24 protein-coding genes are annotated in these 24765 nt (G+C 69.6%); 18 read left to right on the forward strand and 6 right to left on the reverse strand.

The features are described 5' to 3' along the window. Positions 1–65 precede the first annotated feature (65 nt). Genes GO308_RS11180 through GO308_RS11205 form a run of 6 tightly spaced genes read left to right on the forward strand, consistent with a single transcriptional unit; the run spans position 66 to position 5365 of the window. Positions 66–212: a hypothetical protein gene (locus GO308_RS11180; RefSeq protein ID WP_156454170.1), complete on the forward strand. Its 147-nt coding sequence runs from the start codon at positions 66–68 to the stop codon at positions 210–212. A 3-nt stretch (positions 213–215) separates the two neighbouring features. Continuing rightward, positions 216–317: a K(+)-transporting ATPase subunit F gene (gene kdpF, locus GO308_RS11185; RefSeq protein WP_066547786.1), complete on the forward strand. Its 102-nt coding sequence runs from the start codon at positions 216–218 to the stop codon at positions 315–317. 10 nt (positions 318–327) lie between these two features. After that, positions 328–2031: a potassium-transporting ATPase subunit KdpA gene (gene kdpA / locus GO308_RS11190; RefSeq protein WP_240885474.1), complete on the forward strand. Its 1704-nt coding sequence runs from the start codon at positions 328–330 to the stop codon at positions 2029–2031. A gap of 10 nt (positions 2032–2041) precedes the next feature. Continuing rightward, positions 2042–4066, forward strand: coding sequence for a potassium-transporting ATPase subunit KdpB (kdpB, locus tag GO308_RS11195; protein ID WP_240885475.1), 2025 nt, complete (start codon positions 2042–2044; stop codon positions 4064–4066). An 11-nt stretch (positions 4067–4077) separates the two neighbouring features. Then, positions 4078–4659: a potassium-transporting ATPase subunit KdpC gene (kdpC, locus tag GO308_RS11200; RefSeq protein ID WP_066483128.1), complete on the forward strand. Its 582-nt coding sequence runs from the start codon at positions 4078–4080 to the stop codon at positions 4657–4659. 10 nt (positions 4660–4669) lie between these two features. Next, a complete protein-coding gene (locus GO308_RS11205) occupies positions 4670–5365 on the forward strand; it encodes a response regulator transcription factor (RefSeq protein WP_240885476.1) in 696 nt (231 codons plus the stop codon). A gap of 69 nt (positions 5366–5434) precedes the next feature. Here GO308_RS11205 and GO308_RS11210 read toward each other — a convergent pair whose 3' ends face one another. Next, positions 5435–6598 (reverse strand): acyltransferase, encoded by a 1164-nt coding sequence (locus GO308_RS11210; RefSeq protein WP_240885477.1) that lies wholly within the window; start codon positions 6596–6598, stop codon positions 5435–5437. 233 nt (positions 6599–6831) lie between these two features. Here GO308_RS11210 and GO308_RS11215 point away from each other — a divergent pair, with 233 nt between their 5' ends. From GO308_RS11215 to GO308_RS18720, 4 genes are all read left to right on the forward strand, one after another. Continuing rightward, on the forward strand, positions 6832–7383 hold the full coding sequence (locus GO308_RS11215) for a carboxymuconolactone decarboxylase family protein (protein WP_240885478.1): 552 nt from the start codon (positions 6832–6834) through the stop codon (positions 7381–7383). 66 nt (positions 7384–7449) lie between these two features. Further along, positions 7450–8424, forward strand: a complete 975-nt coding sequence (locus GO308_RS11220) for a DMT family transporter (RefSeq protein WP_240885479.1) — start codon at positions 7450–7452, stop codon at positions 8422–8424. A gap of 5 nt (positions 8425–8429) precedes the next feature. Further along, positions 8430–9512, forward strand: a complete 1083-nt coding sequence (locus GO308_RS11225; protein ID WP_240885480.1) for an alkene reductase — start codon at positions 8430–8432, stop codon at positions 9510–9512. After that, the gene (locus GO308_RS18720) at positions 9509–10357 is read left to right on the forward strand and encodes a DMT family transporter (protein ID WP_240885481.1); all 849 of its coding nucleotides are present in this window, start codon (positions 9509–9511) and stop codon (positions 10355–10357) included. The genes GO308_RS11225 and GO308_RS18720 overlap by 4 nt, the downstream gene beginning before the upstream one ends. A gap of 11 nt (positions 10358–10368) precedes the next feature. On the opposite strand, the gene GO308_RS11235 is transcribed toward GO308_RS18720, so the two are convergent. Next, positions 10369–11256 carry a LysR family transcriptional regulator gene (locus tag GO308_RS11235; protein WP_240885482.1) on the reverse strand — a complete coding sequence of 296 codons (888 nt, stop codon included), beginning with the start codon at positions 11254–11256 and terminating at the stop codon, positions 10369–10371. A gap of 272 nt (positions 11257–11528) precedes the next feature. Here GO308_RS11235 and GO308_RS11240 point away from each other — a divergent pair, with 272 nt between their 5' ends. Next, entirely contained in the window at positions 11529–12206 is a 678-nt protein-coding gene (locus GO308_RS11240; RefSeq protein ID WP_240885483.1) for a peroxiredoxin-like family protein, read from the forward strand. A 19-nt stretch (positions 12207–12225) separates the two neighbouring features. On the opposite strand, the gene pcaF is transcribed toward GO308_RS11240, so the two are convergent. After that, entirely contained in the window at positions 12226–13428 is a 1203-nt protein-coding gene (gene pcaF, locus GO308_RS11245; RefSeq protein WP_240885484.1) for a 3-oxoadipyl-CoA thiolase, read from the reverse strand. A gap of 85 nt (positions 13429–13513) precedes the next feature. Here pcaF and hisS point away from each other — a divergent pair, with 85 nt between their 5' ends. From hisS to GO308_RS11275, 6 genes are all read left to right on the forward strand, one after another. Then, entirely contained in the window at positions 13514–14761 is a 1248-nt protein-coding gene (hisS, locus tag GO308_RS11250) for a histidine--tRNA ligase (protein WP_240885485.1), read from the forward strand. Next, entirely contained in the window at positions 14758–15834 is a 1077-nt protein-coding gene (gene prfA, locus GO308_RS11255) for a peptide chain release factor 1 (RefSeq protein ID WP_066477127.1), read from the forward strand. The genes hisS and prfA overlap by 4 nt, the downstream gene beginning before the upstream one ends. After that, positions 15834–16643, forward strand: coding sequence for a peptide chain release factor N(5)-glutamine methyltransferase (gene prmC / locus GO308_RS11260; RefSeq protein WP_240885815.1), 810 nt, complete (start codon positions 15834–15836; stop codon positions 16641–16643). Before prfA ends, prmC begins: the two co-directional genes overlap by 1 nt. A gap of 266 nt (positions 16644–16909) precedes the next feature. After that, a complete protein-coding gene (locus GO308_RS11265; protein WP_346769087.1) occupies positions 16910–17644 on the forward strand; it encodes a DUF4167 domain-containing protein in 735 nt (244 codons plus the stop codon). A gap of 158 nt (positions 17645–17802) precedes the next feature. Next, the gene (locus GO308_RS11270; protein WP_240885487.1) at positions 17803–19239 is read left to right on the forward strand and encodes a DUF4139 domain-containing protein; all 1437 of its coding nucleotides are present in this window, start codon (positions 17803–17805) and stop codon (positions 19237–19239) included. A 10-nt stretch (positions 19240–19249) separates the two neighbouring features. Beyond that, positions 19250–20758 (forward strand): hypothetical protein, encoded by a 1509-nt coding sequence (locus GO308_RS11275; RefSeq protein WP_240885488.1) that lies wholly within the window; start codon positions 19250–19252, stop codon positions 20756–20758. A gap of 169 nt (positions 20759–20927) precedes the next feature. Here GO308_RS11275 and GO308_RS11280 read toward each other — a convergent pair whose 3' ends face one another. The 3 genes from GO308_RS11280 to GO308_RS11290 all read right to left on the reverse strand — a co-directional run bounded on the left by GO308_RS11280 (position 20928) and on the right by GO308_RS11290 (position 23189). Further along, positions 20928–21125 carry a DUF1289 domain-containing protein gene (locus GO308_RS11280; protein ID WP_066477138.1) on the reverse strand — a complete coding sequence of 66 codons (198 nt, stop codon included), beginning with the start codon at positions 21123–21125 and terminating at the stop codon, positions 20928–20930. A gap of 8 nt (positions 21126–21133) precedes the next feature. After that, positions 21134–22579, reverse strand: coding sequence for a DEAD/DEAH box helicase (locus tag GO308_RS11285; RefSeq protein WP_240885489.1), 1446 nt, complete (start codon positions 22577–22579; stop codon positions 21134–21136). A 118-nt stretch (positions 22580–22697) separates the two neighbouring features. Then, entirely contained in the window at positions 22698–23189 is a 492-nt protein-coding gene (locus GO308_RS11290; protein ID WP_240885490.1) for a hypothetical protein, read from the reverse strand. A 79-nt stretch (positions 23190–23268) separates the two neighbouring features. Between GO308_RS11290 and GO308_RS11295 the strand changes: the two genes are divergently transcribed. Then, positions 23269–24747, forward strand: coding sequence for an FAD-binding oxidoreductase (locus GO308_RS11295; RefSeq protein WP_240885491.1), 1479 nt, complete (start codon positions 23269–23271; stop codon positions 24745–24747). Positions 24748–24765: the final 18 nt, after the last annotated feature.

Here is a 24765-nt window from a genome sequence, read left to right on the forward strand (position 1 = left end):
CCACGCCAACCCGCCGACGCTATGGAATCTTAATGCGGTCGGCGCGCTTTCGCCCGCGAAACTTAATGCCAGGCGGGTCTAGCTCCCCGGATGCCGCCACCCACGGGCGGCTGACGCGAGGACGCCCCATGGCCGACATCTTCTGGCTCGCTCTGCTGGGCGGGCTCAGCCTGCTCACCTTCGCCTTCGTCCGGCTGTGCGACGAGGCCTGACCGATGCCCCAGACCGATCCGCTGCCGCTGATCATCGCCGGGTTCACCGCGCTTGCGCTGCTCATCTATCTCGTCGCCGTGCTGATCCGGCCCGAGCGTTTCTGAAAGGCCGCACATGACCCTCCAGGGCTGGGCGCTGATCGCGCTTTTCGTCGTCGTCCTCGCGCTGTCGGCCAAACCGGTCGGGCAATGGCTGTTCGCGCTCTACGAAGGGCGGCGGACTCCGCTCCACCGCGTGCTCGGGCCGGTCGAGCAGGGCTTCTACCGGCTGGCGGGCATCGACCCGGATGCCGAGCAGGACTGGCGGCGCTATGCGCTGCACCTCGTCTTGTTCAACCTCGTCCTGCTGCTGTTCACCTATGCGGTGCTGCGGCTGCAGGGCGTGCTGCCGATGAACCCGCGCGGCCTGCCCGGGCTCGGGTCGGACGGCGCGATGAACACCGCGATCAGCTTCACCACCAACACCAACTGGCAATGGTATTCGGGCGAGGCGGCGCTGTCGAACCTCAGCCAGATGCTCGGCCTCACCCTCCACAATTTCCTGAGCGCCGCGACCGGCATCGCGGTCGCCTTCGCGCTGTTCCGCGGCTTTGCGCGCCGCGAGGCCAAAAGCGTCGGCAATGTCTGGGCCGACATCACGCGCGTCACGCTCTACCTGCTGCTGCCGGTTTCGGTCGTCTACGCGGTGTTCCTGATCGCCAGCGGCGTGCCGCAGACCTTTGCCACCGCGATCGACGCGACGACGCTGGAGGGCGCGCGCCAGACGCTGATCGTAGGCCCTGTCGCCAGCCAGGAAGCGATCAAGATGCTCGGCACCAATGGCGGCGGCTTCTTCAATGCCAATTCGGCGCACCCGTTCGAGAATCCGACCGCGCTGACCAACCTCGTCCAGATGCTGTCGATCTTCGCGATCGGCGTCGGCCTGACCTGGACCTTCGGCAAGGCGGTCGGTGATACGCGTCAGGGCTGGGCGATCCTCGGCGCGATGGCGGTGCTGTTCCTGGCCGGCGTGACCGCCGCCTATTGGGCGGAAAGCAACGGCAATCCCGTGTTGCACCAGCTCGGCGTGCCGGGCGGCAACATGGAGGGCAAGGAGACGCGGTTCGGCATCGCCGCCTCGGCGCTGTTCGCGGTCGTCACCACCGCGGCCTCTTGCGGCGCGGTCAACGCGATGCACGACAGCTTCACGCCGCTGGGCGGGCTGGTCCCGCTGTTCAACATCCAGCTGGGCGAGATCGTGGTCGGGGGCGTCGGTGCCGGCATCTATGGCTTCCTCCTGTTCGCGATCCTGTCGGTGTTCGTCGCGGGGTTGATGGTCGGCCGCACGCCCGAATATGTCGGCAAGAAGATCGAGGCGCGCGAGGTGAAGCTGGCCGTGCTGGCGATCGCGGTGCTGCCGCTGTGCATCCTTGGCCTGACGGCGGTCGCCAGCGTGACCGGGGCCGGGCTCGCCGGGCCGCTCAACCGGGGTCCGCACGGCTTTGCCGAAATCCTCTATGCGTTCAGCTCGGCCGCGGGCAACAACGGCTCCGCCTTTGCCGGCCTCAGCGCGGGGACGCCCTTCTACAACGCCCTGCTCGGCATCGCGATGTGGCTGGGGCGGTTCTTCGTCATCGTGCCCGCGCTCGCCGTCGCCGGCAGCCTCGCGGCGAAAAAGCACATGCCGGCCGGGCCGGGATCGTTTCCGACGACGGGCGGCCTGTGGGTCGGGCTGCTCGTCGGCGTCATCCTGATCCTTGGCGGGCTGACCTTCCTGCCGGGCCTCGCGCTCGGTCCCGTCGCCGATCACCTCGCGATGATCCGCGGCCAGCTTTTCTGAGGGGGATATCATGACCACCGCCCCGACCTCGATCTTCTCGGCGCAGCTGTTGCTCCCGGCGGGCCGCGACGCCGTTCGCAAGCTGGATCCGCGCCAGCTCGTCCGCAATCCGGTGATGTTCGTGACGGCCGGCGTCGCGCTGCTGCTCACCGTCCTGCTCGCCATCGGCGGCGAGCCTGTCCCCGTCGGGTTTCAGGTCCAGCTGATCGTCTGGCTCTGGCTGACCGTATTGTTCGGCACCTTTGCCGAGGCGCTGGCCGAAGGGCGCGGGCGGGCGCAGGCGGCATCGCTGCGCGCGACCAAGGCGGACCTCCAGGCCAAGCGGCTCACCGGGGTCGGCGAGACCTGGAGCCTCGTCGGCGCCCAACGGCTCGAGCGCGGCGATGTCGTGCTGGTCGAGGCCGGCGACCTGATCCCCGCCGACGGCGAGGTGATCGAGGGGGTGGCAAGCGTCAACGAGGCCGCGATCACCGGTGAAAGCGCGCCCGTCATCCGCGAAGCGGGCGGCGACCGTTCCGCCGTCACCGCCGGCACCCGCGTCATTTCCGACCGGATCAAGGTGCGCGTCACCCAGGATCCCGGACGGGGCTTTCTCGATCGCATGATCGCCCTGGTCGAGGGCGCCGAGCGGCAGAAGACGCCCAACGAGATCGCGCTGACCATCCTGCTCGTCGGCCTGACGATCATCTTCCTGATCGCGGTCGGAACGATCCCGGCCTTCGCCGCCTATGCCGGCGGCGCGGTGCCGGTCGCGCTCTTGTGCGCGCTGCTCATCACGCTCATACCGACGACGATCGCCGCCCTGTTGTCGGCGATCGGGGTCGCGGGGATGGACCGGCTGGTGCGGTTCAACGTGCTCGCCAAGTCGGGCCGCGCGGTCGAGGCGGCGGGCGATATCGACGTGCTGCTGCTCGACAAGACCGGCACCATCACCATCGGCGACCGCCAGGCGAACGCGTTCCGACCGCTGGGCGGGGTGACCGAGGCCGAGCTTGCCGACGCGGCCTTGCGCGCCAGCCTTGCCGACGAAACGCCGGAGGGTCGGTCGATCGTCGTTCTCGCGCGCGACCGGCACGGCCTGTCCGCCACGCTGTCCGCCGATGCGGAGGTGATCGCCTTCACCGCTCAGACGCGCAGTTCGGGCGTGCGGATCGGCGATCGCACCGTCCTCAAGGGCGCGGTCGATTCGATCCTGAAGGCGCTGCCCGCCGACGCGGCGGGGGCCGGCGAGCTCAAGCGGATCACGCAAGAAGTCGCGCGCGCGGGACAGACACCGCTCGCCGTGGTCGAGAATGGCCGCCTGCTAGGTGCTGTCGCGCTCAAGGACATCGTCAAGGCCGGGGTGCGCGACCGCTTCGCCGAATTGCGCCAGATGGGCATCCGAACGGTGATGATCACCGGCGACAATCCGCTGACCGCCGCAGCCATCGCCGCGGAGGCGGGGGTCGACGATTTCCTCGCCGAGGCGACACCCGAGGACAAGCTCGCGCTGATCCGCCGCGAGCAGCAGGACGGGCGGCTGGTCGCCATGTGCGGCGACGGCACCAACGATGCCCCGGCACTGGCGCAGGCCGATGTCGGCGTGGCGATGAACACCGGCACCCAGGCCGCGCGCGAGGCGGGCAACATGGTCGACCTCGACAGCGATCCGACCAAGCTGATCGAGATCGTCGGGCTCGGCAAGCAGCTGCTGATGACGCGCGGGGCGCTGACTACCTTCTCGGTCGCGAACGACGTCGCGAAATATTTCGCGATCATCCCGGCGATGTTCGTCGCGCTCTATCCCGCGCTCGGCGTGCTCAATGTCATGGGGCTGGCCAGCCCGCGCTCGGCGATCCTGTCGGCGGTCATCTTCAACGCGGTCATCATCCCGCTGCTCGTGCCGCTCGCGCTGCGCGGCGTCACCTACCGGCCGATGGCGGCGGGCCCGCTGCTCGCCCGCAACCTCGCGATCTACGGCCTGGGCGGGCTCGTCGCGCCCTTTATCGGCATCAAGCTGATCGACCTCGCGGTCAGCGCCCTTCACCTCGCCTGAGGAACCCTGTCATGCTCACCGATATGAAGACCGCGCTGCGTCCCGCGCTCGTCCTCACCCTCCTGTTCGTGCTGCTCCTCGGGCTGGCCTATCCGCTGGCGGTCACCGGCATCGGCCAGGCGCTGTTCCCCGCGCAGGCAAACGGCAGCCTGATCCGCGACGGTGGCCGGGTCGTCGGCTCCGCGCGGATCGGCCAGGCCTTCACCGGCGCGCGCTATTTCCATGGCCGCCCGTCCGCTGCGGGCAAGGGCTACGACCCGACCGCCTCGTCCGGGTCCAACCTCGGCCCGGCCAGCAGGACGCTTGCCGACCGGGTCCGCGCCGACGTCGCCACGCTTCAGCCATCACCAGGTTCATCCGTTCCTGCCGATCTGGTGACCACTTCCGCCTCGGGGCTCGACCCCCATATCAGTCCCGAGGCGGCCTTGTTCCAGGCACCGCGCGTGGCCGCGGCGCGGGGCTTGCCGGTCGGGGAAGTGCGCGCGTTGGTCATGGCGCACGTCGAATCCCCTTTGCTCGGCGTGCTGGGCGAACCCGTGGTCAACGTGCTCGAACTCAACCTCGCCCTCGACGCAGGCCGGCGGCGACCCTAATCCCGGCGGCATGGGGCAGACCACACGCATTCTGGTGATCGAGGACGATGCGGCGATCCGCCGGCTCGTGCGCGCCGCGCTGATGCGCGGGGGCCACGTCGTTGTCGAGGCCGCATCCGCGCGCGAGGGGTTGTCGGCGCTGGCAATCGACAAGCCCGATGCCGTGCTGCTCGATCTCGGTCTGCCCGATCGCGACGGGCTCGAGCTCGTCCAGCTGGTCAAGCGCGCGGGCGCTGCGGCGCTGGTCGTCTCGGCCCGCAACGACACCGCCGAAAAGGTTGCCGCGCTCGATCTGGGTGCCGACGACTATCTGACCAAGCCCTTCGATACCGAGGAATTGCTGGCGCGCATTCGCGCCGCCCTGCGCCACCGCCTGTCCGCCAGTGCCGAGCGCGAACATGTGACCGTCGGTGACGTGGCGATCGACCTGGTGCATCGCCGCGTCCGCCGCGCGGGCAGCGAGGTGCATCTGACGCCCAAGGAATATGGGGTCCTTGCCCGCCTCGCCGCGCAGCCCGATCGCGTCATTCCCCATGGCCGCCTGTTGCGCGAGGTGTGGGGCCCGGCGCATGAGCGGCAGCTCGATTATCTCCGCATCGTCGTCCGCAACCTGCGCCAGAAGCTCGAGGCCGATCCTTCCGCGCCGCTGCTCATCACCAACGAACCCGGCGTCGGCTATCGCCTCAGCGCGCCCGACACGCCCTGACGCGGGGTCTCGGCCAGATCGGCCTGCCGTGCGCCGGCACCAGGTTCCGCTCCGCGATCCATCTGGGGTTCACGCGTCCTCGCGCGCCCGCACATAGGTGAACCGGGATTTGAGGCGGATGATCGGCCGTTCGAAATAGCGGAACGACAGATGTGCCGCGCCGATGCTCAGCAGCAGCACGGCGGCTGTCGCACCGGCGTTCACGGGCAGGCTCCGCGTGCTTAGCGCCAGCCACGGCAGCGCCTTGTCGAAGATCAGCACGAAGAGCAGCGAATGGATCACGTAGAGCCCGAACGAGATGCGCCCCAGATAGGTCAGCCATTTCGGAACCGCCTGCGCGTCGATCCCGAGCGTGCCGCAGAAAAAGAGGAGCGTGCCGACCAGCACCAGCAGCCAGCCCGCAAATGCGCCGGCAAAGCTCGGCTGGGGGTCCCAGCTGCGCACGTCGAACACTGCCACGGCGACCAGCCAGCAGGCGAAGCCGAGGATGAACGCCCCCCGGCGCATCCACGCGGCCAGCCGCGGCAGCTGCCCGCGCAACCGCACCGCCAGCACGACCCCGGCGGCGAAGAACTGGAACTGGAAAAAGCTGTTCGTCCATTGACCCTGGTCGCCGGGTAACGGGCGCCAGGCATAGATGCCGATGGTGACATAGGCGCCGATCAGCATCAGCACGGCCGCCGCCATCAATGCGCGGCGGCCCCCCTTCGCGATCAGCACGGGAATGACCAGGTAGAACTGCTCCTCGACGGAAATGCTCCACAGCGGGTCGATCGGCGCGGCGATCCAGCCCTGGATCGTGACGTACCAGTTGCCCGCGAAGAGGCTGAACGCCAGCCATGCCAGCGGGTCGCGCGTGCCGACACCAGGCACTGCGAAATCGAGGATCACAAGGAAATAGAAGGCAGCGAAATAAAGCGGCCAGATACGCAGGATACGGCGGATGTAGAAGGCACCGATATCGACCCCGCCCATCCGGTCGCGCTCGCGCAGCAACAATTCGGTGATCAGGAAGGCGCTGAGCAGAAAGAAGACCGGCAATCCGAAAGCGCCGATCGTGCCCAGCCGCCATGCCCAGGCATCGGCCACGCGATCCGTCGGGAGATGCGCCATCCGATGCCAGACGAAGGTGAGCAGGAACGCGAAAAAGCGCAACGCGTCGAGTTCCGGCCGATAATATCGGTCGGCATTCGCGCCGGTTCCGGCGTGCTCGTCCATGTTCGTATCGCGCATCGCATTCCCCCGTCCCGGCGAGGGCTAGCATGCGATGCGACCACGAGACCGGTCGGCATACGTATGTGTCACCGGACCGGCGACGTCCGGGCCGCCATCCAGATGCCGGGCCGGGCGCGCGCTCATTCCGCTCAGGCATGGATGCTATTGCCACGGCCGGGCTGCCGCGCGCGGCCTCGACGGGGCATCTGGAGCTCACGGCACTTTCGCCGCCCCGCCAAAGGATTTGCCCCATGACCGCCATCACCGTTCCGACCCGCGACAGCGTCAGCCCCTCGAACCAGGCGTTGTTCGACGCGCTGCAGGGCCAGCTGGGCTTCGTCCCCAACCTCTATGCGACGCTCGCCCATTCCGAAAATGCGCTCGGCACCTATCTCGCGCTGCAGTCGGCCAAGTCGTCGATCAGCGCCAAGGCGCGCGAAGTCGTCAATCTGGTCGTCAGCCAGGTGAACGACTGCGAATATTGCCTCGCCGCGCACACCGCGCTCGGCAAGATGAACGGCTTCACCGACAGCCAGATCCTCGAGATCCGCGCCGGTGGCGCCGCGTTCGACGCCAAGCTCGACGCGCTTGCCAAGCTGACCCGCTCGATCGCGATCAATCGCGGCCATGCCGATCCGGCGCTGGTCGATGCCTTCTTCGCCGCCGGCTGGACCAAGGAAAACCTGGTCGACGTGATCGTCACCATCGGCGACAAGACCGTCACCAACTATCTGCACGCCACCACCCGCGTGCCGGTCGACTTCCCCGCCGCGCCGGCGCTGGATGTCGCGCTCGCCGCCTGAAGACCTTCCCCGGGCCCGGCGTCGCCTTTCCTCCTCGACGCCGGGCCGATCCTTCGGAGCCCCGCCATGGCCCTCTTCCTTTCCTCCCGGAACGTGCGGCATGGCGGGGCTTCCCTTGTCCCTTCGCCCGTCCTGGCCGGCATCGCGGCCGGCGTCACCGCCGCGGTGATCTGGGCAACCTATCTCGTGGCTGCCAAGTCGGGCACCGCGATCGGGCTGTTGCCGCAGGATTTCGTCCTGCTCCGGTTCGGCACCGCCGCGCTCGTCATGCTGCCGTGGCTGCTGCGCAACGATCCGCGCACGCTGGGCGGGGTCGGCTGGCGGCGCGCGATCATCCTCGCCCTGCTCGCCGGCCCGCCCTTCATCCTGCTCGGCACCGGCGGCTATGTCTTCGCGCCGCTCGCGCATGGCGCCGTCATCCAGCCCTCAACCATCACGCTAGCATCGATGTTCGCGGCCGCGCTGCTCCTGAAGGAGCGGCTGACGCGCGACAAGCTGGTCGGCGTCGGCCTGATCGTCGCGGGGCTTGCCGTCATCGCCAGCCACGCCAGCGCCATGGGCGGCGGCCATGTGTGGATCGGCGACCTTCTGTTCATTGCCGCCGGGCTGAGCTGGGCCGGCTTCACCGTCCTGATCAAACGCTGGCAGCTCGGCGCGTTGGCGGTCACCGCCGCGGTATCGACCGTCTCGGCGATCGTCGTCGTGCCCGCGACGCTGGCCTGGGGCGATACCGCCCGGATCACCGCGCTGCCGGCGGGGACGCTGGTCGCGCAACTCGCCGTGCAAGGTCTGCTGTCCGGCGTCCTCGCCGTGATCGCCTTCGGGGTCGCCGTGCGTCACCTCGGCGCGGCGAAGGCCGGGCTGTTCCCCGCGATCGTCCCGGCCGCGACGCTGGTCGTCGGCATCGTCGTCACCGGCGCGGTGCCGACCGTGCCGGAATGGACCGGGGCCGGGCTGGCGACCCTTGGTCTGGTGACCGCAATCGGCCTTTTCCGCCCGCTTTTCACGCACCCGCGTTCGTCAACGCCCGTCGAAGGATAATCACGATGACCGACGATCCCCTGTTCCAGCCGATCCGTTATGGCGCGATCCAGGCCCCCAACCGCATCGTCATGGCCCCGCTGACGCGCACCCGCGCCAATGCCGACGACGCCCCGCACGAATTGCAGCAGACCTATTACACCCAGCGCGCCACCGCCGGGCTGATCGTGTCCGAAGCGACGCACATCTCGCAGCAGGGCAAGGGCTATGCCGGCGCGCCGGGTATTCACAGCCAGACCCAGGTCGAGGCGTGGCGCGGCGTCACCGATGCGGTCCATGCGGCCGGCGGGCGGATGATGCTCCAGCTCTGGCATGTCGGCCGGCTATCGCACCCCTCGCTCCAGCCGGGCGGCGGCCTCCCCGTCGCGCCGAGCGCGGTCGGGCTGGCGGGTCACGCCTTTACCTATGACGGCCCGCAGGATTTCGTCGTCCCGCGCGCGCTCGAACGCGACGAGATCCCCGGCATCATCGAGGATTATCGCCGCGCCGCGATCAATGCCAAGGCGGCCGGATTCGACGGGGTCGAGGTGCACAGCGCCAATGCCTATCTGCTCGACCAGTTCCTGCGCGACGGCACCAATCACCGCACCGACGATTATGGCGGCAGCATCGAGAACCGCACCCGCCTGACGCTTGAGGTTACCGACGCGGTGATCGGCGTGTGGGGCGCGGACCGGGTCGGCATCCGCTTGTCGCCCTCGCTCACCATCAACGGCATGAGCGACAGCGATCCCGCGCCCTTGTTCGGCTATCTCGCCGAACAGCTCGGCAAGCGCGGGCTCGCCTATCTCCACTGCGTGGAGCCCAGCGATCCGCGCGGCGACCCGTTCGACCGGATCGTCGACCCCCAAGTGGTGCGGCGCGCGTTCGGCGGCAATTACATCGCCAATGGCAGCTATACCGGCGATCGCGCCCGCGCCGCGCTGGAAGCGGGCGAGATCGATGCGGCATCGTTCGGCCGCTTGTTCATCGCCAACCCCGACCTGCCCCGTCGCCTGGCCGAGGGGTTGCCGATGAACCCGCTCAACGCCGCGCGCATCTATGGCGGCGGCGCGGACGGCTATATCGACTATCCGTTCGCCGCGTGATCGAACCGGGGGGATCGGCGGCGCGGGTGCGCGGCACCACGGTCGTGCTGGTCGCGCTCGCCATCCTGGCGTTTGCGGGCAATTCGCTGCTGGCGCGCGCCGCGCTCGGCACCGGCCAGATCGGCTGGGGCAGCTTCACCGCAATCCGGCTTGCCGCCGGCGCGGCGATCCTGCTGCCCTGGTTGCTGCGTGGCCCGCGCGAACGCCCCAGCGGGCGGGGCGCGCTGGCGTTGCTTGTCTATTGCGGCGCGTTTTCCTTTGCCTATGTCCGCCTGAACGCCGCGACCGGCGCGATGGTCCTGTTTGCCGCGGTCCAGGCCACCATCCTTGTCGCCGGCGCGCTGTCGGGCAATCGGGTTCGGGCCATCGACCTGGCCGGGGTGGCAATGGCCATGACCGGGGTCGTCGTCCTGATCGGCGGCCGTGCGGAAGCCGGGCCGGTGCTGGCAATGCTCGGCATGGTCGTCGCGGGCATTGCGTGGGGGCTCTATTCCGTGCTGGGCCGGTCGGCAGCGGATCCCGCGCGGCGGACGGCGGGTAACTTCCTGGTCGCCGCGCTGGTGGCGGCGCCGTTGCCGCTGCTCGATGCCGGTCCCGCCCCGGCCTTTGGCGGCGTTGCGCTCGCCATCGCCTCGGGCGCATTCGCGTCCGGCCTCGGTTACGTCGCGTGGTATCGTGTGGTCCCGCGCCTGCCCCACGCGACCGTCGGTGCGGCCCAGCTGGCGACGCCGGTCGTCGCGGCGCTCGCCGCCGCGGTGCTGCTCGGCGAGCCGCTGACGGTGCGGCTCGCGGTTGCGGCGGCGCTGATCCTCGGTGGCATCGCGGCGACGCTTCGTCGCGCCTGAGCCCGCCCGGGTCAGGCTTCGCGCATTGCCGCGGTGATGAAATCGGCAAAGGTCCGCGCTTTCGCGCTCGCCAGCCGGCCGGTCGGGAACACCGCCCACAGGTCGATCGGCGGCAATGCCCAGCCGTCCAGCAGGCGCACGACGTGGCCGCTCGCCAGTTCGGGCGCGAACATCCAGTCGGACGCGACCGCGATGCCGATATCGGCGAGCACCGCGGCGCGCAGCCCCTCTGCCGCGGTCACGTGCAGCCGCCCGCCGACCTTGACCGACGCCTCGCCGCCGGCGGCGTTGCGAAAGGTCCAGTGGTGCGTGTCGTAATGCGTGTACACGACCGCATTGTGATCGGCGACATCGGCCGGGCTTTGCGGCGCGCCGGCCCGCGCCAGATAGGCCGGGGTGGCGAGCAGCGACCGCCGGCCCGTCGCGATTTTCCGCGCGGTGGCGGTCGAATCGGGCAGCTCGCCCATGCGCAGCGACACGTCGATCCCTTCCTCGACCATGTCGATCACCCGATCGTCCATGACGACCTCCAGATCGAGTTCGGGATGTTCGGTCAGGAATGCGGGCAGCCGGGGCACCACGTGGATTCGGGCAAAGGTCGTCGCCGCCGAGATGCGCAGCCGTCCGCTCAGGCCCCGCCCGGCCCCGCGCGCGGCGAGTTCGGCCTCGTCGGCTTCCTCCAGCGCGCGGCGGGCGCGTTCGTAGTAACGCTGCCCGGCCTCGGTCGGCGACAGCCCGCGCGTGGTGCGCGTGATCAGCCGGACGCCGAGCCGGTCCTCGAGCTGAGCGATCAGCTTCGACACGGCCGGCTGGCCGACATTGGTCTGTCGCGCCGCCGCCGAGAACGAGCCGGTGTCGACGACGCGGATGAACGTGGTCATTGCCTGGAATCGGTCCATCACCATTCCCCCTTGGAATGAATACTATTGCCCCAACCCGGCTGCCCTGTCGCGCCGCAATCGCGCATCCGTCTTTCACCAAGCCGGCGGATCGCCCGTCGGCACGCCGGCAGGAGCGACGATGATGCTGCGACAGATGGTTCGGGACGCGATGTTCACGCTGCAGGTCACCGGCAGCCTCGCCACCGCGATCATGGTCGCCGCCGCACCGCTCGCGCGCCACGCCTTTCGACGCTGACCTTCGCTTTCGCCTTACCCCAGGGAACCATGACATGACGCTTCAGGACCGCCTCGACGCCTTCAAGGCCGATTTCAAATCCGGCAGGCCGCCGTTCAACGCGCCCGCCCATATCCATCCGATCATGGCGCGTGCGACCGCCGAGCTGATCGCTTCGGGCGCGGCGGGACGCGCCCGCAGGGCGGGCGACCGCGCGCCCGACTTCACGCTTGCCGCACCCGACGGCACAGCGGTGTCGTCGGCCGCGCTGCTGGCGCGCGGCCCGCTGGTCCTCAGCTTCTATCGCGGCGTGTGGTGCCCCTATTGCAACATGGAGTTGCAGGCGCTTCAGGATGCGCTGCCCGCGTTTCAGGCGGCTGGGGCCGGCCTGGTCGCGATTTCGCCCCAGACCCGCGTCAACAGCCGCAAGTCGGTGCGCGAGAATGCGCTCGATTTCCCGATCCTGTCGGACCCGCACAACGACGTCGCCGCCGCGTTCGGCCTGCGTTTCGCGCTGCCCGATTATCTGGTCGATCTCTACAAGTCGCTCGGTAACCAGCTGCCCGCGTTCAACGGCGATGACAGCTGGACGCTGCCGATGCCCGCGCGCTTCGTGATCGGCAGCGACGGGATCATCACCTATGCCGAGGTCAATCCCGACTATACCCGGCGCCCCGAACCCGCCGACATGCTGCCGGCGATCCGCCGTGCCGCCGCCCCGGCGCTGGCCTGACCCGCATCGGGCGGGGGTGTCAGACCCGCTCGATCACCATTGCGATGCCCTGGCCGACGCCGATGCACATGGTGCACAGCGCCCGGCGGGCACCGCGACGATGCAGTTCCTCGGTCGCGGTCAGCACGAGGCGCGCGCCCGACATGCCGAGCGGATGGCCGAGCGCGATCGCGCCGCCATTGGGGTTCACATGGGCCGCATCGTCCGCGACGCCCAGCTGGCGCAGCACCGCCAGCCCCTGTGCGGCAAAGGCTTCGTTCAGTTCGATCACGTCGATGTCGCCGATCGCCAGCCCCAGCCGGTCGAGCAGCTTGCGCGATGCCGGCGCCGGGCCGATCCCCATGATGCGCGGCGGCACGCCCGCGACTGCGCAGCCCAGGATGCGCGCGCGCGGGGTCAGGCCGTGACGCGCGGCCGCTGCCTCGCTGGCGACGATCAGCGCCGCCGCGCCGTCATTGACGCCCGACGCGTTGCCCGCGGTGACGGTGCCATCGGCGCGCACGATCGGCCTTAACCGGGCGAGCGCCTCCAGGCTGGTTTCGCGCGGATGCTCGTCGCGGTCGACGATCACCGCGTCGCCCTTGCGCTGGGGAATGGTGACGGGGACGATCTCGGCGGCGAGACGACCCGAGGCTTGCGCGGCGGCGGCGCGGCGCTGGCTTTCGACCGCGAACCGATCCTGGTCCTCACGGCTGACCCCGAACTCGGCGGCGACGTTCTCCGCCGTCTCGGGCATCGAGTCGATCCCGAATTCGGCCTTCATCCGCGCATTGACGAAGCGCCAGCCGATCGTCGTGTCATGGATGTCGGCGCTGCGGGAAAAGGCGCTGTCCGCCTTGCCCATCACGAAGGGCGCGCGGGTCATGCTCTCGACCCCGCCCGCGACGATCAGTTCCCCGTCGCCCGCGCGAATCGTGCGCGCCGCCATCGCGACCGCGTCCATCCCCGATCCGCACAGCCGGTTGATCGTCGTGCCCGGCACATCGGTGCCGACGCCCGCAAGCAACGCGGCCATGCGCGCGACGTTGCGATTGTCCTCCCCCGCCTGGTTGGCGCAGCCCAGGATCACGTCGTCGACCGCGCGCCAGTCGAGCCCCGGATTGCGCGCCGCCAGCGCCGCGATCGGCACCGCGGCCAGATCGTCGGGGCGCACGCCGGCCAGCGCGCCGCCATAGCGCCCGATCGGGGTGCGCACCGCGTCACAGATCAGCGCGTCGGTCATGGTCGAAAGCCCCTTAATATCGATTGCGGTTTCACACCGCCGCCACTGGCGTTTGTCCCCTGACGCAATTAAGGAACGCGCGCAAATGGCGAAGATACAGACCCCGGGCCGTATTCGCGGCACTCAGGACATTTTCGGACCCGAGCAGCGCCGCTTCGCAACGGTGCTCGCCGCGTTCGAGCGCGTGCGCGCGCTCTATTGCTTTCAGCGCGTCGACATTCCGGTGTTCGAATCGACCGCGGTTTTCGCACGCTCGCTGGGCGAGACCACCGATGTCGTGTCGAAGGAAATGTATACCTTCGAGGATCGCGGCGGCGATTCGATCACGCTGCGGCCGGAGTTCACCGCCGGCATCGCGCGCGCCTATCTGACCGAGGGGTGGCAGCAATATGCGCCGCTGAAACTCGCCACGTCGGGCCCGGTGTTCCGCTACGAGCGCCCGCAAAAGGGCCGGTTCCGCCAGTTCCACCAGATCGACGCCGAAGTGATCGGCGCGGCTGAACCCGCCGCCGATACCGAATTGCTGGCGTTCGCCGACCAGTTGCTGCGCACGCTGGGGATCAGCGACGGCGTGACATTGCAGCTCAACACGCTGGGCGACGCCGAGACGCGCGACGCATGGCGCGCGGCACTGGTCGAGCATTTTCAGAGCCACCGCGCGGACTTGTCGGAGGACAGCCTGGCGCGGCTCGACAAGAACCCGCTGCGCATCCTCGACAGCAAGGACCCGCGCGACCGCCCGATCGCGGACAGCGCGCCCGACATCGACCAGTTCCTGACGGGGGCGGCGGCCGATTTCTTCGGCGCGGTGACGGCGGGACTGGACGCGGCGGGCGTCGCCTGGACCCGCAACGCCCGGCTGGTGCGCGGGCTCGATTACTACCGCCACACCGCGTTCGAGTTCGTCACCGACCGGCTGGGCGCGCAGGGCACGGTGCTGGCCGGCGGGCGCTATGACGGGCTGATCGAGAGCCTGGGGGGCCCGAGCACACCGGGCGTCGGCTGGGCGGCCGGGGTCGAACGGCTGGCTATGCTGATTGCGGAGCCGGAGAGCGCATCAAATGACCTTGTGATCGCGCTCGAGGACGACACGCTGCTGACGATTATGCCGACACTTCTTCGGAAGGTTCGCGATGCGGGTTACTCTGCCGAGGCGGTAACATCGGGGTCTCCCCGCAAGCGGTTCGACAAGGCCGCGCGATTGAACGGACGCATCCTGATCAGCCTTCGGCGTGACGGCGGCAATCCAAGCTACTCGTTCAACACCAAACTGGCCCACGAAGAAGTTGCGCCAATCCGCGCGATCATCGCGGGGATAATGAACGCGCAATGACCCGCATCCCCCCCGACCGCATCGCCGCGATCGAGGCGCGGCGCGATGAGTTGCAGGCGCTGATGGCGACCGGCGACCTGGCGGGCGAACGCTTCGTCGCGGTGTCCAAGGAATATGCCGAGCTGGAGCCGGTCGCGACCGCCGCGGGCGCGGTGCGGCGGCTGCGCGCCGAGGCGCGGTCGCTGGAGGCGATGACGCGCGACGGCGATGAGGAGCTGCGCGCGATGGCGGCCGACGAGCTGCACGCCAACCGCGTCGCGCTGGAGACGGCGGAGCGGCACCTGGCACTCGCGCTGCTGCCGCGCGACGCCGCCGACGAACGCCCCGCGATGCTGGAAATCCGCGCCGGCACCGGCGGCGACGAAGCCGCGCTGTTCGCCGGCGACCTGTTCCGCATGTACCAGCGTTACGCCGACGCCCGCGCCTGGCGGGTCGAGCTGATCTCCGCCAGCGCGTCCGAAGCCGGCGGCTACAAGGAAATCGTCGCGTCGGTCACCGGCCAGGGCGTGTTCGCCCGGCTGAAGTTCGAAAGCGGCGTTCACCGCGTCCAGCGCGTGCCGGTCACCGAAAGCGGCGGGCGCATCCACACCAGTGCCGCGACCGTCGCGGTGCTGCCCGAGGCGGAGGATGTCGACGTCCAGATCGACGACAAGGATCTGCGCATCGACGTCTACCGGTCGTCGGGGCCGGGCGGGCAGTCGGTCAACACCACCGATTCGGCGGTGCGCATCACCCATCTTCCGACCGGGCTGGTCGTGATCCAGCAGGACGAGAAGTCGCAGCACAAGAACAAGGCAAAGGCGCTGAAGGTCCTGCGCACCCGCCTGTACGAGGCGGAGCGCGAGCGGCTGGCGAGCGCGCGGGCGGGCGCGCGCAAGTCGATGGTCGGATCGGGCGACCGGTCGGAACGCATCCGCACCTATAATTTCCCCCAGGGCCGCGTGACCGATCACCGCATCAACCTGACGCTGCACCGCCTGCCCGAAATCCTGCAGGGCGAGATGGACGAGCTGCTCGACGCGCTGATCGCCGAGGACGAGGCCGAGCGGCTGGCGCAGCTCGACGCGGCGTGATCCGCGCGGCGCTGAACGCGGCGACGGCGCGGCTGGCATCGGTCAGCGACACACCCCGGCTCGATGCCGAACTGCTGATGGCCCACGCGCTGGGCTGCGCGCGGCAGGATCTGCTGCTGCGCCATCTCGACGCGCCCGAACCCGCGGGCTTTGCCGAGTTGGTCGAGCGTCGACTGGCGCACGAGCCGGTCGCCTATCTGACCGGATCGCGCGATTTCTGGACGATCACGCTGGCGGTCGGGCCGGGCGTGCTGATCCCGCGCCCGGACAGCGAAACGCTGATCGAGGCGGCGGTCGACCATTTCGGCGCTGCGGCACCCGCACGCGTGCTCGATCTGGGCACCGGACCCGGGACGCTGCTGCTCGCCGCACTTGCCCAATGGCCCGATGCGGTCGGATTCGGTCGCGACACGTCGGACGTCGCATTGGACTATGCGCGCCGTAACGCGGCGATGCTGGGGATGTCTGGCCGCGCCCGCTTCGGCTGGGGCGACTGGGCGGAGGGCATTGACGACCGGTTCGACCTCGTGCTCGCCAACCCGCCCTATATCGGGGTGGACGAGCCGCTGCCCGATCAGGTCCGCGCGCACGAGCCGCGCGAGGCGCTGTTCGCCGGACCGGACGGGCTCGATGCCTATCGGCGGATCGTCCCCGAACTGCCGCGCCTGATCGCGCCCGGCGGGATGGCCGCGCTCGAGATCGGACATCGCCAGGCGGACGCGGTGACCGCGCTGGTGCGCGCGACGGGGCTGGCGGCCGCGCTGCGCCACGACCTGGCCGGGCGACCGCGCGCGGTGATCGTGCGTTGAAACGGTTGCGGCCAATACCATATTTCACTTGGCGATCGGTGCGCGCCCGGCTAGAGCAGGGGCGGGGCTAACGAGTTTCGACCACGCCGGCTGTCGGCGGTTGAACGAAATGATCGCCGCTCCACCCCACGTCATGACAGTCGCTGCAGTCCGGCGGCCATGGCTAGCGGATCGCGTCGGCTCGCCGCCGCGTCTCGTGACGAACCACGCAATCCTGGATCGAGTGGATCAGCGAACAGGCTTTAGGACAGGACCAGATTATCTTGATGAACAATCGTCAGGCCGGCCGCCGTCGCGGTCGTGGCGGGCAACGCTCGCAGGGTGGCGGGAACCCCAATCGTCCCGACAACGGCAACCGCATCGACAATCGTGCCCGGGGCAACGCCGCGCAGTTGCTGGAAAAATACAAGAATCTGGCGCGCGATGCACAGATGCAGGGCGACCGGGTCAACGCCGAATATTATCTCCAGTTCGCCGATCACTATTTCCGCGTGCTCAACGAATCGCGCTCGCGCTTCGAGGAAAATCGTCGTGGCCGCGAGGAGCGCGACGACAATTCGTCCTTCGACGATGAGGATGACGACATCGAATTCGACGGCGACGGCCAGGACGAGGAGCGCGAATCGTCGCGGCAGCCCGCGCGCGCGCAACGCGCCGAACGCCAGCCGCGTGAGGAGCGCCAGCCGCGCGAGGACCGTCAGGTGCGCGAGGATCGTCCCGCCCGCTTCAACGGCAATGGCGCAGGTCACGGCGTCGATGAGGGCGCACGGGGCGAAGCCCCCGCCGCCGGTGATGCCGAAGCGCCGCGCCGCGGCCGTCGCCCCCGCCGCGAAATGCCGGCGGTCGAGATGAGCGATGCGGCACCGGCCGGGATCGAAGCCGACCGGCTGCCGCCCTCGCTCGGCGCGGAGCCCGTCGATGCGCGCGCCGACGATGCGGACGAGGCCAAGCCGCGCCGCCGCCGCCGCACGCGCACTGCGGAGGAAGACGCGGTCGCCTGAACCCTGGTCCGCTTGATTAAATAGCGTGACGGCCGGTGCCCCCTGGGCATCGGCCGTTGTCGTTCCAGCCGGGCGTCAGTCATGTTGCCGCAATGATTTCCGTGGCATGTGGCGATCCGACCCGCCATCCTGGCGGCGGGTGCAAAAGGAGGATGGCGATGCGGCAGCGGGTTTCGACGGTGATCTGGACGGTTGCCGGATGCATCGCCGCGGCGGGCGCGGCGGCCGCTCAGCAGGTCCCGGGCAATGGCGCACCGATCGACAAGGGCGCGCAGGGTGACGTTGCGGTCACCATCTACAACAACGATCTCGCGCTGATTCAGGACCGGCGACAGCTCAACCTGCCGCGCGGCGTCTCTGCCCAGGAGTTCGCCGATGTCTCCGCCGCGATCCGCCCGGAAACCGTGACCTTCGCCGCCGACGGCGTCAGCATCGTCGAACAGAATTTCGATTACGACCTGCTCAGCCCGCAGCGCCTGCTGCAAAAGGCGGTCGGGCAGGACGTGACGCTGGTGCGCACCAATCCCGCGACGGGCGCGGAAACCAGCGAAACCGCGCGCGTGCTCGCCAATAATGGCGGCATCGTCGTCCAGATCGGCCGCCGGATCGAAGTGCTCAATCCCGGCCAGCAGCGCATCGTCTTCCCCGCGCTGCCCGCCGGCCTGCGTGCGCGGCCGACCCTGTCGGTGACGCTCGACGCCGACAGCGCGGGCACGCGGCCCGGCACGCTCACCTATCTCTCGCGCGGCTTTGGCTGGAAGGCCGATTATGTCGCGCTGTTCGATGAACAGGCGGGCAAGATCGACGTCCAGGGATGGGTGACGCTGACCAACAATAGCGGCACCAGCTTTGTCGATGCCAGGACGCTGCTCGTCGCCGGCGCGGTCGGCGAGGCGCAACCGGTGCGGCGCTATTCGCGCCCGCCATCCCCGCCGCCGCCGCCGCCCGGCAACCGGCCGGGCACCGAAACCGCTGATCGCGAGCGGCTGGGCGACTTCTACGTCTATCCGATCGCCGGGCGCACGACGATCGCGCAGGCGCAGCAGAAACAGGTCAGCTTCCTCGACGTCGCCGGCGCGCCCGCGGCCAAGGCCTATTATTTCCGCAACGACTGGCTGGGCAGCAGCGACGACGCGCGCAGCGTCGACACGGTGCTGCGCTTTTCCACTTCGCGCCAGGGGGGGCTGGGCGATGCGATGCCCGCCGGCACGGTCCGCGTCTATATGCGCGACCAGCGCGGCGCGCCGCAGTTCATCGGCGAGAACGGCATCGGCCACACCCCGATGGGATCGGCGCTGGCGCTCAAGACCGGCGAGGCGTTCGACGTGAAGGTCAAGCCCACGGTCGAAACGCGCGAGCGGATCGGGCGCGACCGCTGGCGCACGACGATGCGTTACACGCTGACCAATGCGCGCGCGCAAGCGTCGGTGGTCGAGCTCGAACAGGCGGGGCTCGACAGCTATTGGGACGACAGCCGCATCCTGAGCGAAAGCCAGAAGAGCGAACGCGTCGATGCCGACCGCGTGCGCTGGCGCGTCGAGGTGCCCGCCAATGGCGAGGCGAGCGTGACCGCGACCTTCGACACGCGCTACTGACCGGCCGGCGATGATGCGGCGTATCCTGGCGATGGCGGCGCTGGTCGCCACCGTGCTGCCCGCGGCGGCGCAGCAGGTGATGACCTCGCCCGCGCCGGATGGCGTGCAGGTGACCGTCTATCGTGCGCCCGACCGAGGTGCGGACCAGCCGATCGACGCAAACTGGCTGGCCGGTTACGCGCTGATCACCGAACGCCGCACGATCGACCTGCCCGCCGGGCGCGCAGTGGTGCGTTTCGAAGGGGTGGCGGGCGGCATGTTCGCCGAAAGCGCGATCCTGACCGGGTTGCCTGGCGGGGTGCGCGAAAAGAATCTCGATGCCGACCTGTTGTCGCCGCGCAGCCTCTATGCCCGCGCGCTCGGCCGGCCGGTGACGATCCGGCGCACACATCTGAAATCGGGCCGGGTGGTCGAGGAGCCGGCGATCATCCGGTCGGGGCCGGACGGCGCGGCGATCGTCCAGACGCGCGATGGCTTTTTCGCCGCGGACTGCGGGCCGACCGACGACGACATCGTCTATGACGGCGTGCTGCCGGGCCTGTCCGCGCGCCCGACCCTGTCGGTGGAACTCGACTCGCCCGTGGCACAGCGCGTGACGATCGGCCTGTCCTATCTCGCCTGGGGGTTCGACTGGCAGGCGGATTATGTCGCGACCCTCGCCCCCGATGGCCGCAGCCTCGACCTCACCGCCTGGGTGACGCTGGCGAGCGGCGATCCGACCAGCTTCGTGGCCGCCGAGACCGGCGTGGTCGCGGGTCGGGTGAACCGCGAGGATCGTCGCCCCTATCGCGAAGCCGCCGCCGCGCCCCTGCAGATCACCTGCGGCGTGGCGCCGCCGCCCCCGCCTCCGCCGCCGTCGCCGCCTCTGCCGCTGCCAGTCGCGGCGCCGCCGATCGCCGATTATGCGCAGGAAATCGTCGTCACGGCCAACCGGGTGAGCCGTAAGGTGGTTCAGGAGGAGCTGGGCGACCTCAAATTCTATCGGGTCCCCTTCGCCACGACCGTCGCCGCCAACGCGCAGAAGCAGGTCGCGCTGCTGGAAAAGTCGGCGGTGCCGGTCGAACGCTATGTCGCGATTGACGTGTTCGGCGGTGGCGCATCCGCACCGATGACGATGCTGCGCGTGCAGAATCGCACCGACCGGGGACTTGGCGTCGCGCTGCCCGCCGGTCAGGTCGCGGTGTTCGCGACCGAGGGCACGCGCCGGCTGCTGCTGGGGGAGGGCAGCGTCGAGGACAAGGCGGTGGGCGAACCCGTCGAGATCGGCGTCGCCCCGGCAACGCAGGTGACACAGGAGGTCGAGGCGGTGAGGTCGGACGGCGACTGGACCGACCATCGCCTGACCCTGCGCAATGCGACGCCCGATCCGGTCCGGGTCGAAGCCCGTTTTCGGATCGGGGACGATGCGCTGTCACGGACGTCGGCCCGGCTCGGGCGCAAGGATGGCGATGCCATCTGGATCGTCGAGGTGCCCGGCAACGCGACTCGCGCGCTCAGCTATCGCGTCACCGCACGCTGACCATCAGACCGCACGTCGGCATTCGGGGGCACGCTTACCCCATTTCCCCGTCACCCCGGGCTTGACCCGGGGCCCCGCTGCTTCTCGCGTCAGAGCAGGCAAGGAGACCCCGGATCAAGTCCGGGGTGACGCGGAATGCGAGACGAGCAATGATGCGTCGCTTATTGGATCAACTTCCCAGCATCGCCAGCCGCGCGGGCAGCTCAGCCAGGATCGCGCGCCGCGCCGCCGGGTCGGACCGTACCCAGCCCGCGATCTCGGTCAGTGTGCGGCCACAGCCGGCGCACCATCCGGTCGCGTCGTCGATGCGGCAGACGTTGATACAGGGACTGGCGATGAAATCCCGAGAGTCCGGCTGGGGGACCATGCCGACGTTCAGCGCGCGAGCGTCACGTCCAGGAACGCCGGCACCGGGCCGTTCCAGCCTTCGTCGGGTCCGTCGACCCGATTGGCCTCGCGGCGGATGTCGCGACGTGGCGACTTGTCGGCGGCGCGTTCGGCCTCGGGCGCGCTGAACGGTGCCGGGCGACGGGACGGCGCGGGCGGTGCCGGCGCGGCCACCACCGTTTCGGATGCGGTTTCGCGCGGCTCGACCGCCTTGTCCTTGCCCCGTCCCTTGCTGCCGCGTGTCCGGCGCTTGGCCGGCTTGTCTTCGGCATCTTCGACCGCGGGCGCTGGCGCATCGCTGGTATCGCGCCCGGTCAGCGCGCTGAACTTGACGCGCTCGATCTGCTGGCCGGTCAGCTTCTCGATATTGGCGATGTTCTCGGCATCGTCGCTGGTGACGAAGGTATAGGCGGTGCCGGTCGCGCCCGCGCGGCCGGTGCGGCCGATGCGATGGACGTAATCGTCGGGATGCCACGGCGCGTCATAGTTGAAGACGTGACTCACGCCCTTGATGTCGAGCCCGCGCGCGGCGACGTCGGAGGCGACCAGGATGTTGACGTCACCTTTCTTGAACCGGTCGAGCTCGGCGAGCCGTGCCGACTGGTCCATGTCGCCGTGGATTTCCGCCGATCGGAACCCCTGGCGCTGCAACGCCTTGTTGAGCTCGCGCACCATCGTCTTGCGGTTGCAGAAGATGATCGCGGTGCGGACGTCCTCCTCGCGGAGCAGGTGGCGCAGCACGTCCTTCTTCTGGTCGGCCTTCACCGGCACGACGCGCTGGGCGATGTTGAGGTTGGTCGATGCCGGGCGCGACACCTCGATCGTCTTGGGGTTGTCGAGGAATTTGTCGGCCAGCTTCTTGATCGGCGGCGGCATCGTCGCGGAAAACAGCAGCGTCTGGCGCTGCTTGGGCAGCTTGGTGCAGATTTCCTCGATATCGGGGATGAACCCCATGTCGAGCATCCGGTCGGCCTCGTCGATCACCAGCAGCGAACATCCGGTCAGCAGGATGTTGCCGCGCCCGAACAGGTCCATCAGCCGCCCCGGCGTGGCGATCAGCACGTCGACGCCCTTTTCCAGCGCCTTGACCTGATCGCCCATCGACACGCCGCCGATCAGCAGCGCCATCGAAAGCTTGTGATACTTGCCGTACTTCTCGAAATTCTCGGCGACCTGCGCGGCAAGTTCGCGCGTCGGCTCGAGGATCAGCGAGCGCGGCATCCGCGCGCGGCTGCGGCCATGCGCGAGGATGTCGATCATCGGCAGCACGAAGCTGGCGGTCTTGCCGGTGCCGGTCTGGGCGATGCCGATCAGGTCGCGCATCATCAGCACGGACGGGATCGCGCTCGCCTGAATCGGGGTCGGCTCGCTATAGCCGGATTCGGTTACAGCCCGCAGCAGTTCGTCGGAGAGGCCGAGATCGGCAAAGGTCATGGAGTTTCCGGGGAACGGGCGTCCGGTATTGGGCCTGCGTTCAGCCCCCGGCGCTCGCGGATTTGGCCGCATTTGTCAAGCGCGCGGCCCCCGACAGGCCCGGTCGGCGGGCGCAGTTTCAGCGTCCCGGCACCAGCGCGCGCAGCGCGGTGATGCGACACTGGCCGCCCGAACGCGACCGGATCGTGTCGCGCTGGGCACAGATCTGTCCGTCGCTCGTGCCCTTCAGATAGACGCCCGAGTAGAAATCGAGCGCCGGGCATTCGCTTTCCAGCCGCGCGCGCAGCCGGCTGCCGCCGGTCAGCAACAGGTCGATGCTGCCGCTCTGTGAAATCGTTGCCGCCGCCAGCCGCGCGAGCGGCACGCATTTGGCCGACCGCTGCTCGACCCAGTTCATCGGCGGCAGCGCGGTCGATCCCGCCATTGCCGCCGGCGTCACCGGTGCGCGGGGCACGCGAATGATGATCCGCTGCTGCACGCGCATCGTGCGCGTCACCACCCGACCGGTGTCGTTACGGGGCTGATCGGCAGGGGGCGCGACCTGCGCGGGCACCGGGCTGGGACAGGCGGCGGCGGCGAGCAGCGTCAGATATGTCAAAGGCCGTGCCATCTTCACCCTATTGTGGTTGGCGAATTTAACCCGCGATGAACTGGCCGCAAGCGACGTTGCATGATAGCGCCGTCCCGCAATGGACGCGACCCTGCCCGATCCGGCGGCGACGCCGGCCCAGCGCGCGCTGATCGCCGACGTGCGGGCCATGCTCGGCGCACGCGCGGTGACCACCGATCCCGGCGAGATCGCGCCGTGGACGACCGACTGGCGCGGCCGCTGGCACGGGCGCGCCGCGGCGCTGCTCAGTCCCGCCGACACGAACGAGGTCGCGGCGATCGTCCGGCTGGCTGCGCACCACCGGGTCGCGCTGGTGCCCCAGGGCGGCAATACGTCGATGGTCGGGGGGGCAACGCCGCCGTCCGACGGATCGGCCCTGATCGTGTCGCTGCGCCGGATGGACCGGATCCGCCAGATCTCGGGCGAGGCGGGGCTGGCGGTCGCGGAGGCCGGCGTCATCCTGGCGACGCTGCACGACGCCGCCGGCGGCGTCGGTCGCCGCTTTCCGTTGACGCTGGGCGCGCGGGGCAGCGCGACGATCGGCGGGCTCGTCTCGACCAATGCCGGCGGCACCCAGGTGCTGCGCCACGGCACGATGCGCCAGCTGGTGGCGGGGGTGGAGGCCGTGCTGCCCGACGGCCAGGTGCATGACGGCCTCGCCGCGCTCAGAAAGGACAATCGCGGCTACGACCTCAACCAGTTGCTGATCGGCGCGGAGGGAACGCTGGGCATCGTCACCGCCGCCACGCTCCGCCTGGTGCCGGCGATCGGCGCGCGCGCGGTCGCCTGGGCGGGACTGGCATCGCCGGCTGCCGCGCTGCAACTGCTGCGCCGGATCGAGCGCGCGGGCGACGCGGTCGAGAGCTTCGAGATCATTCCCGGCGACTCGCTCGACCGGGTGCTCGCGCAGCTGCCCGGCGCGCGCGCGCCGCTGGCGGGTCGCCACCCCTGGCACGTGTTGATCGAGGCGGTCGCCCCCGCCGGCGCGTCGCCCGACGGCCCGGCCGCGCTGATCGAACCTATGCTCGCCGCCGCGATCGCCGACGGCATGGTGGACGACGCCGTCATCGCGGCGAGCGAGGCGCAGGCGGACGCGTTCTGGCGGCTGCGCGATTCGCTGTCCGACGCCGAACGCCGCGCCGGCCCGGCCGTCCAGCACGACATCGCGGTCGCGGTCGATGCGATGCCCGGTTTCATGATCGACGCCGCGCGCGCGGCGGAGGCGCGCTTTCCCGGCACGCATGCGACCGCCTTTGGTCATCTGGGCGACGGCAATGTCCATTTCCACGTCCGCGCCCCGGCCGGCGTCGATGCCACCGCCTGGTATCGCGACGACGCGCCGGTCATCACCGCCTTCGTCCATGATCTGGTGACGGCGGCGGGCGGCACGATTTCCGCCGAGCACGGCATCGGCCAGATGAAGCGCGACGAACTCGCCCGGCTGGCCCCGCCCGGGCGCATCGCGGCGCTGACCGCGATCAAGCGGGCGCTCGACCCGCTCGGCCTGTTCAATCCGGGCAAGCTCGTCGCGCTTGCGCCCGGCGATGCGACGCCATAGACGCGCTGCAAATTTCCC

Origin of the sequence: Sphingomonas sp. SFZ2018-12 (assembly GCF_022496715.1) — a bacterium.
GTDB lineage: Bacteria > Pseudomonadota > Alphaproteobacteria > Sphingomonadales > Sphingomonadaceae > Sphingomonas.

Bases quoted from the DNA above. Each gene is read 5' to 3' on its own strand.
- GO308_RS11180 (WP_156454170.1), top strand. From the start codon at position 66: ATGCCAGGCGGGTCTAGCTCCCCGGATGCCGCCACCCACGGGCGGCTG.
- kdpF (WP_066547786.1), top strand. From the start codon at position 216: ATGCCCCAGACCGATCCGCTGCCGCTGATCATCGCCGGGTTCACCGCG.
- kdpA (WP_240885474.1), top strand. From the start codon at position 328: ATGACCCTCCAGGGCTGGGCGCTGATCGCGCTTTTCGTCGTCGTCCTC.
- kdpB (WP_240885475.1), top strand. From the start codon at position 2,042: ATGACCACCGCCCCGACCTCGATCTTCTCGGCGCAGCTGTTGCTCCCG.
- kdpC (WP_066483128.1), top strand. From the start codon at position 4,078: ATGCTCACCGATATGAAGACCGCGCTGCGTCCCGCGCTCGTCCTCACC.
- GO308_RS11205 (WP_240885476.1), top strand. From the start codon at position 4,670: ATGGGGCAGACCACACGCATTCTGGTGATCGAGGACGATGCGGCGATC.
- GO308_RS11210 (WP_240885477.1), bottom strand. From the start codon at position 6,598: ATGCGCGATACGAACATGGACGAGCACGCCGGAACCGGCGCGAATGCC.
- GO308_RS11215 (WP_240885478.1), top strand. From the start codon at position 6,832: ATGACCGCCATCACCGTTCCGACCCGCGACAGCGTCAGCCCCTCGAAC.
- GO308_RS11220 (WP_240885479.1), top strand. From the start codon at position 7,450: ATGGCCCTCTTCCTTTCCTCCCGGAACGTGCGGCATGGCGGGGCTTCC.
- GO308_RS11225 (WP_240885480.1), top strand. From the start codon at position 8,430: ATGACCGACGATCCCCTGTTCCAGCCGATCCGTTATGGCGCGATCCAG.
- GO308_RS11235 (WP_240885482.1), bottom strand. From the start codon at position 11,256: ATGGACCGATTCCAGGCAATGACCACGTTCATCCGCGTCGTCGACACC.
- GO308_RS11240 (WP_240885483.1), top strand. From the start codon at position 11,529: ATGACGCTTCAGGACCGCCTCGACGCCTTCAAGGCCGATTTCAAATCC.
- pcaF (WP_240885484.1), bottom strand. From the start codon at position 13,428: ATGACCGACGCGCTGATCTGTGACGCGGTGCGCACCCCGATCGGGCGC.
- hisS (WP_240885485.1), top strand. From the start codon at position 13,514: ATGGCGAAGATACAGACCCCGGGCCGTATTCGCGGCACTCAGGACATT.
- prfA (WP_066477127.1), top strand. From the start codon at position 14,758: ATGACCCGCATCCCCCCCGACCGCATCGCCGCGATCGAGGCGCGGCGC.
- GO308_RS11265 (WP_346769087.1), top strand. From the start codon at position 16,910: ATGAACAATCGTCAGGCCGGCCGCCGTCGCGGTCGTGGCGGGCAACGC.
- GO308_RS11270 (WP_240885487.1), top strand. From the start codon at position 17,803: ATGCGGCAGCGGGTTTCGACGGTGATCTGGACGGTTGCCGGATGCATC.
- GO308_RS11275 (WP_240885488.1), top strand. From the start codon at position 19,250: ATGATGCGGCGTATCCTGGCGATGGCGGCGCTGGTCGCCACCGTGCTG.
- GO308_RS11280 (WP_066477138.1), bottom strand. From the start codon at position 21,125: ATGGTCCCCCAGCCGGACTCTCGGGATTTCATCGCCAGTCCCTGTATC.
- GO308_RS11285 (WP_240885489.1), bottom strand. From the start codon at position 22,579: ATGACCTTTGCCGATCTCGGCCTCTCCGACGAACTGCTGCGGGCTGTA.
- GO308_RS11290 (WP_240885490.1), bottom strand. From the start codon at position 23,189: ATGGCACGGCCTTTGACATATCTGACGCTGCTCGCCGCCGCCGCCTGT.
- GO308_RS11295 (WP_240885491.1), top strand. From the start codon at position 23,269: ATGGACGCGACCCTGCCCGATCCGGCGGCGACGCCGGCCCAGCGCGCG.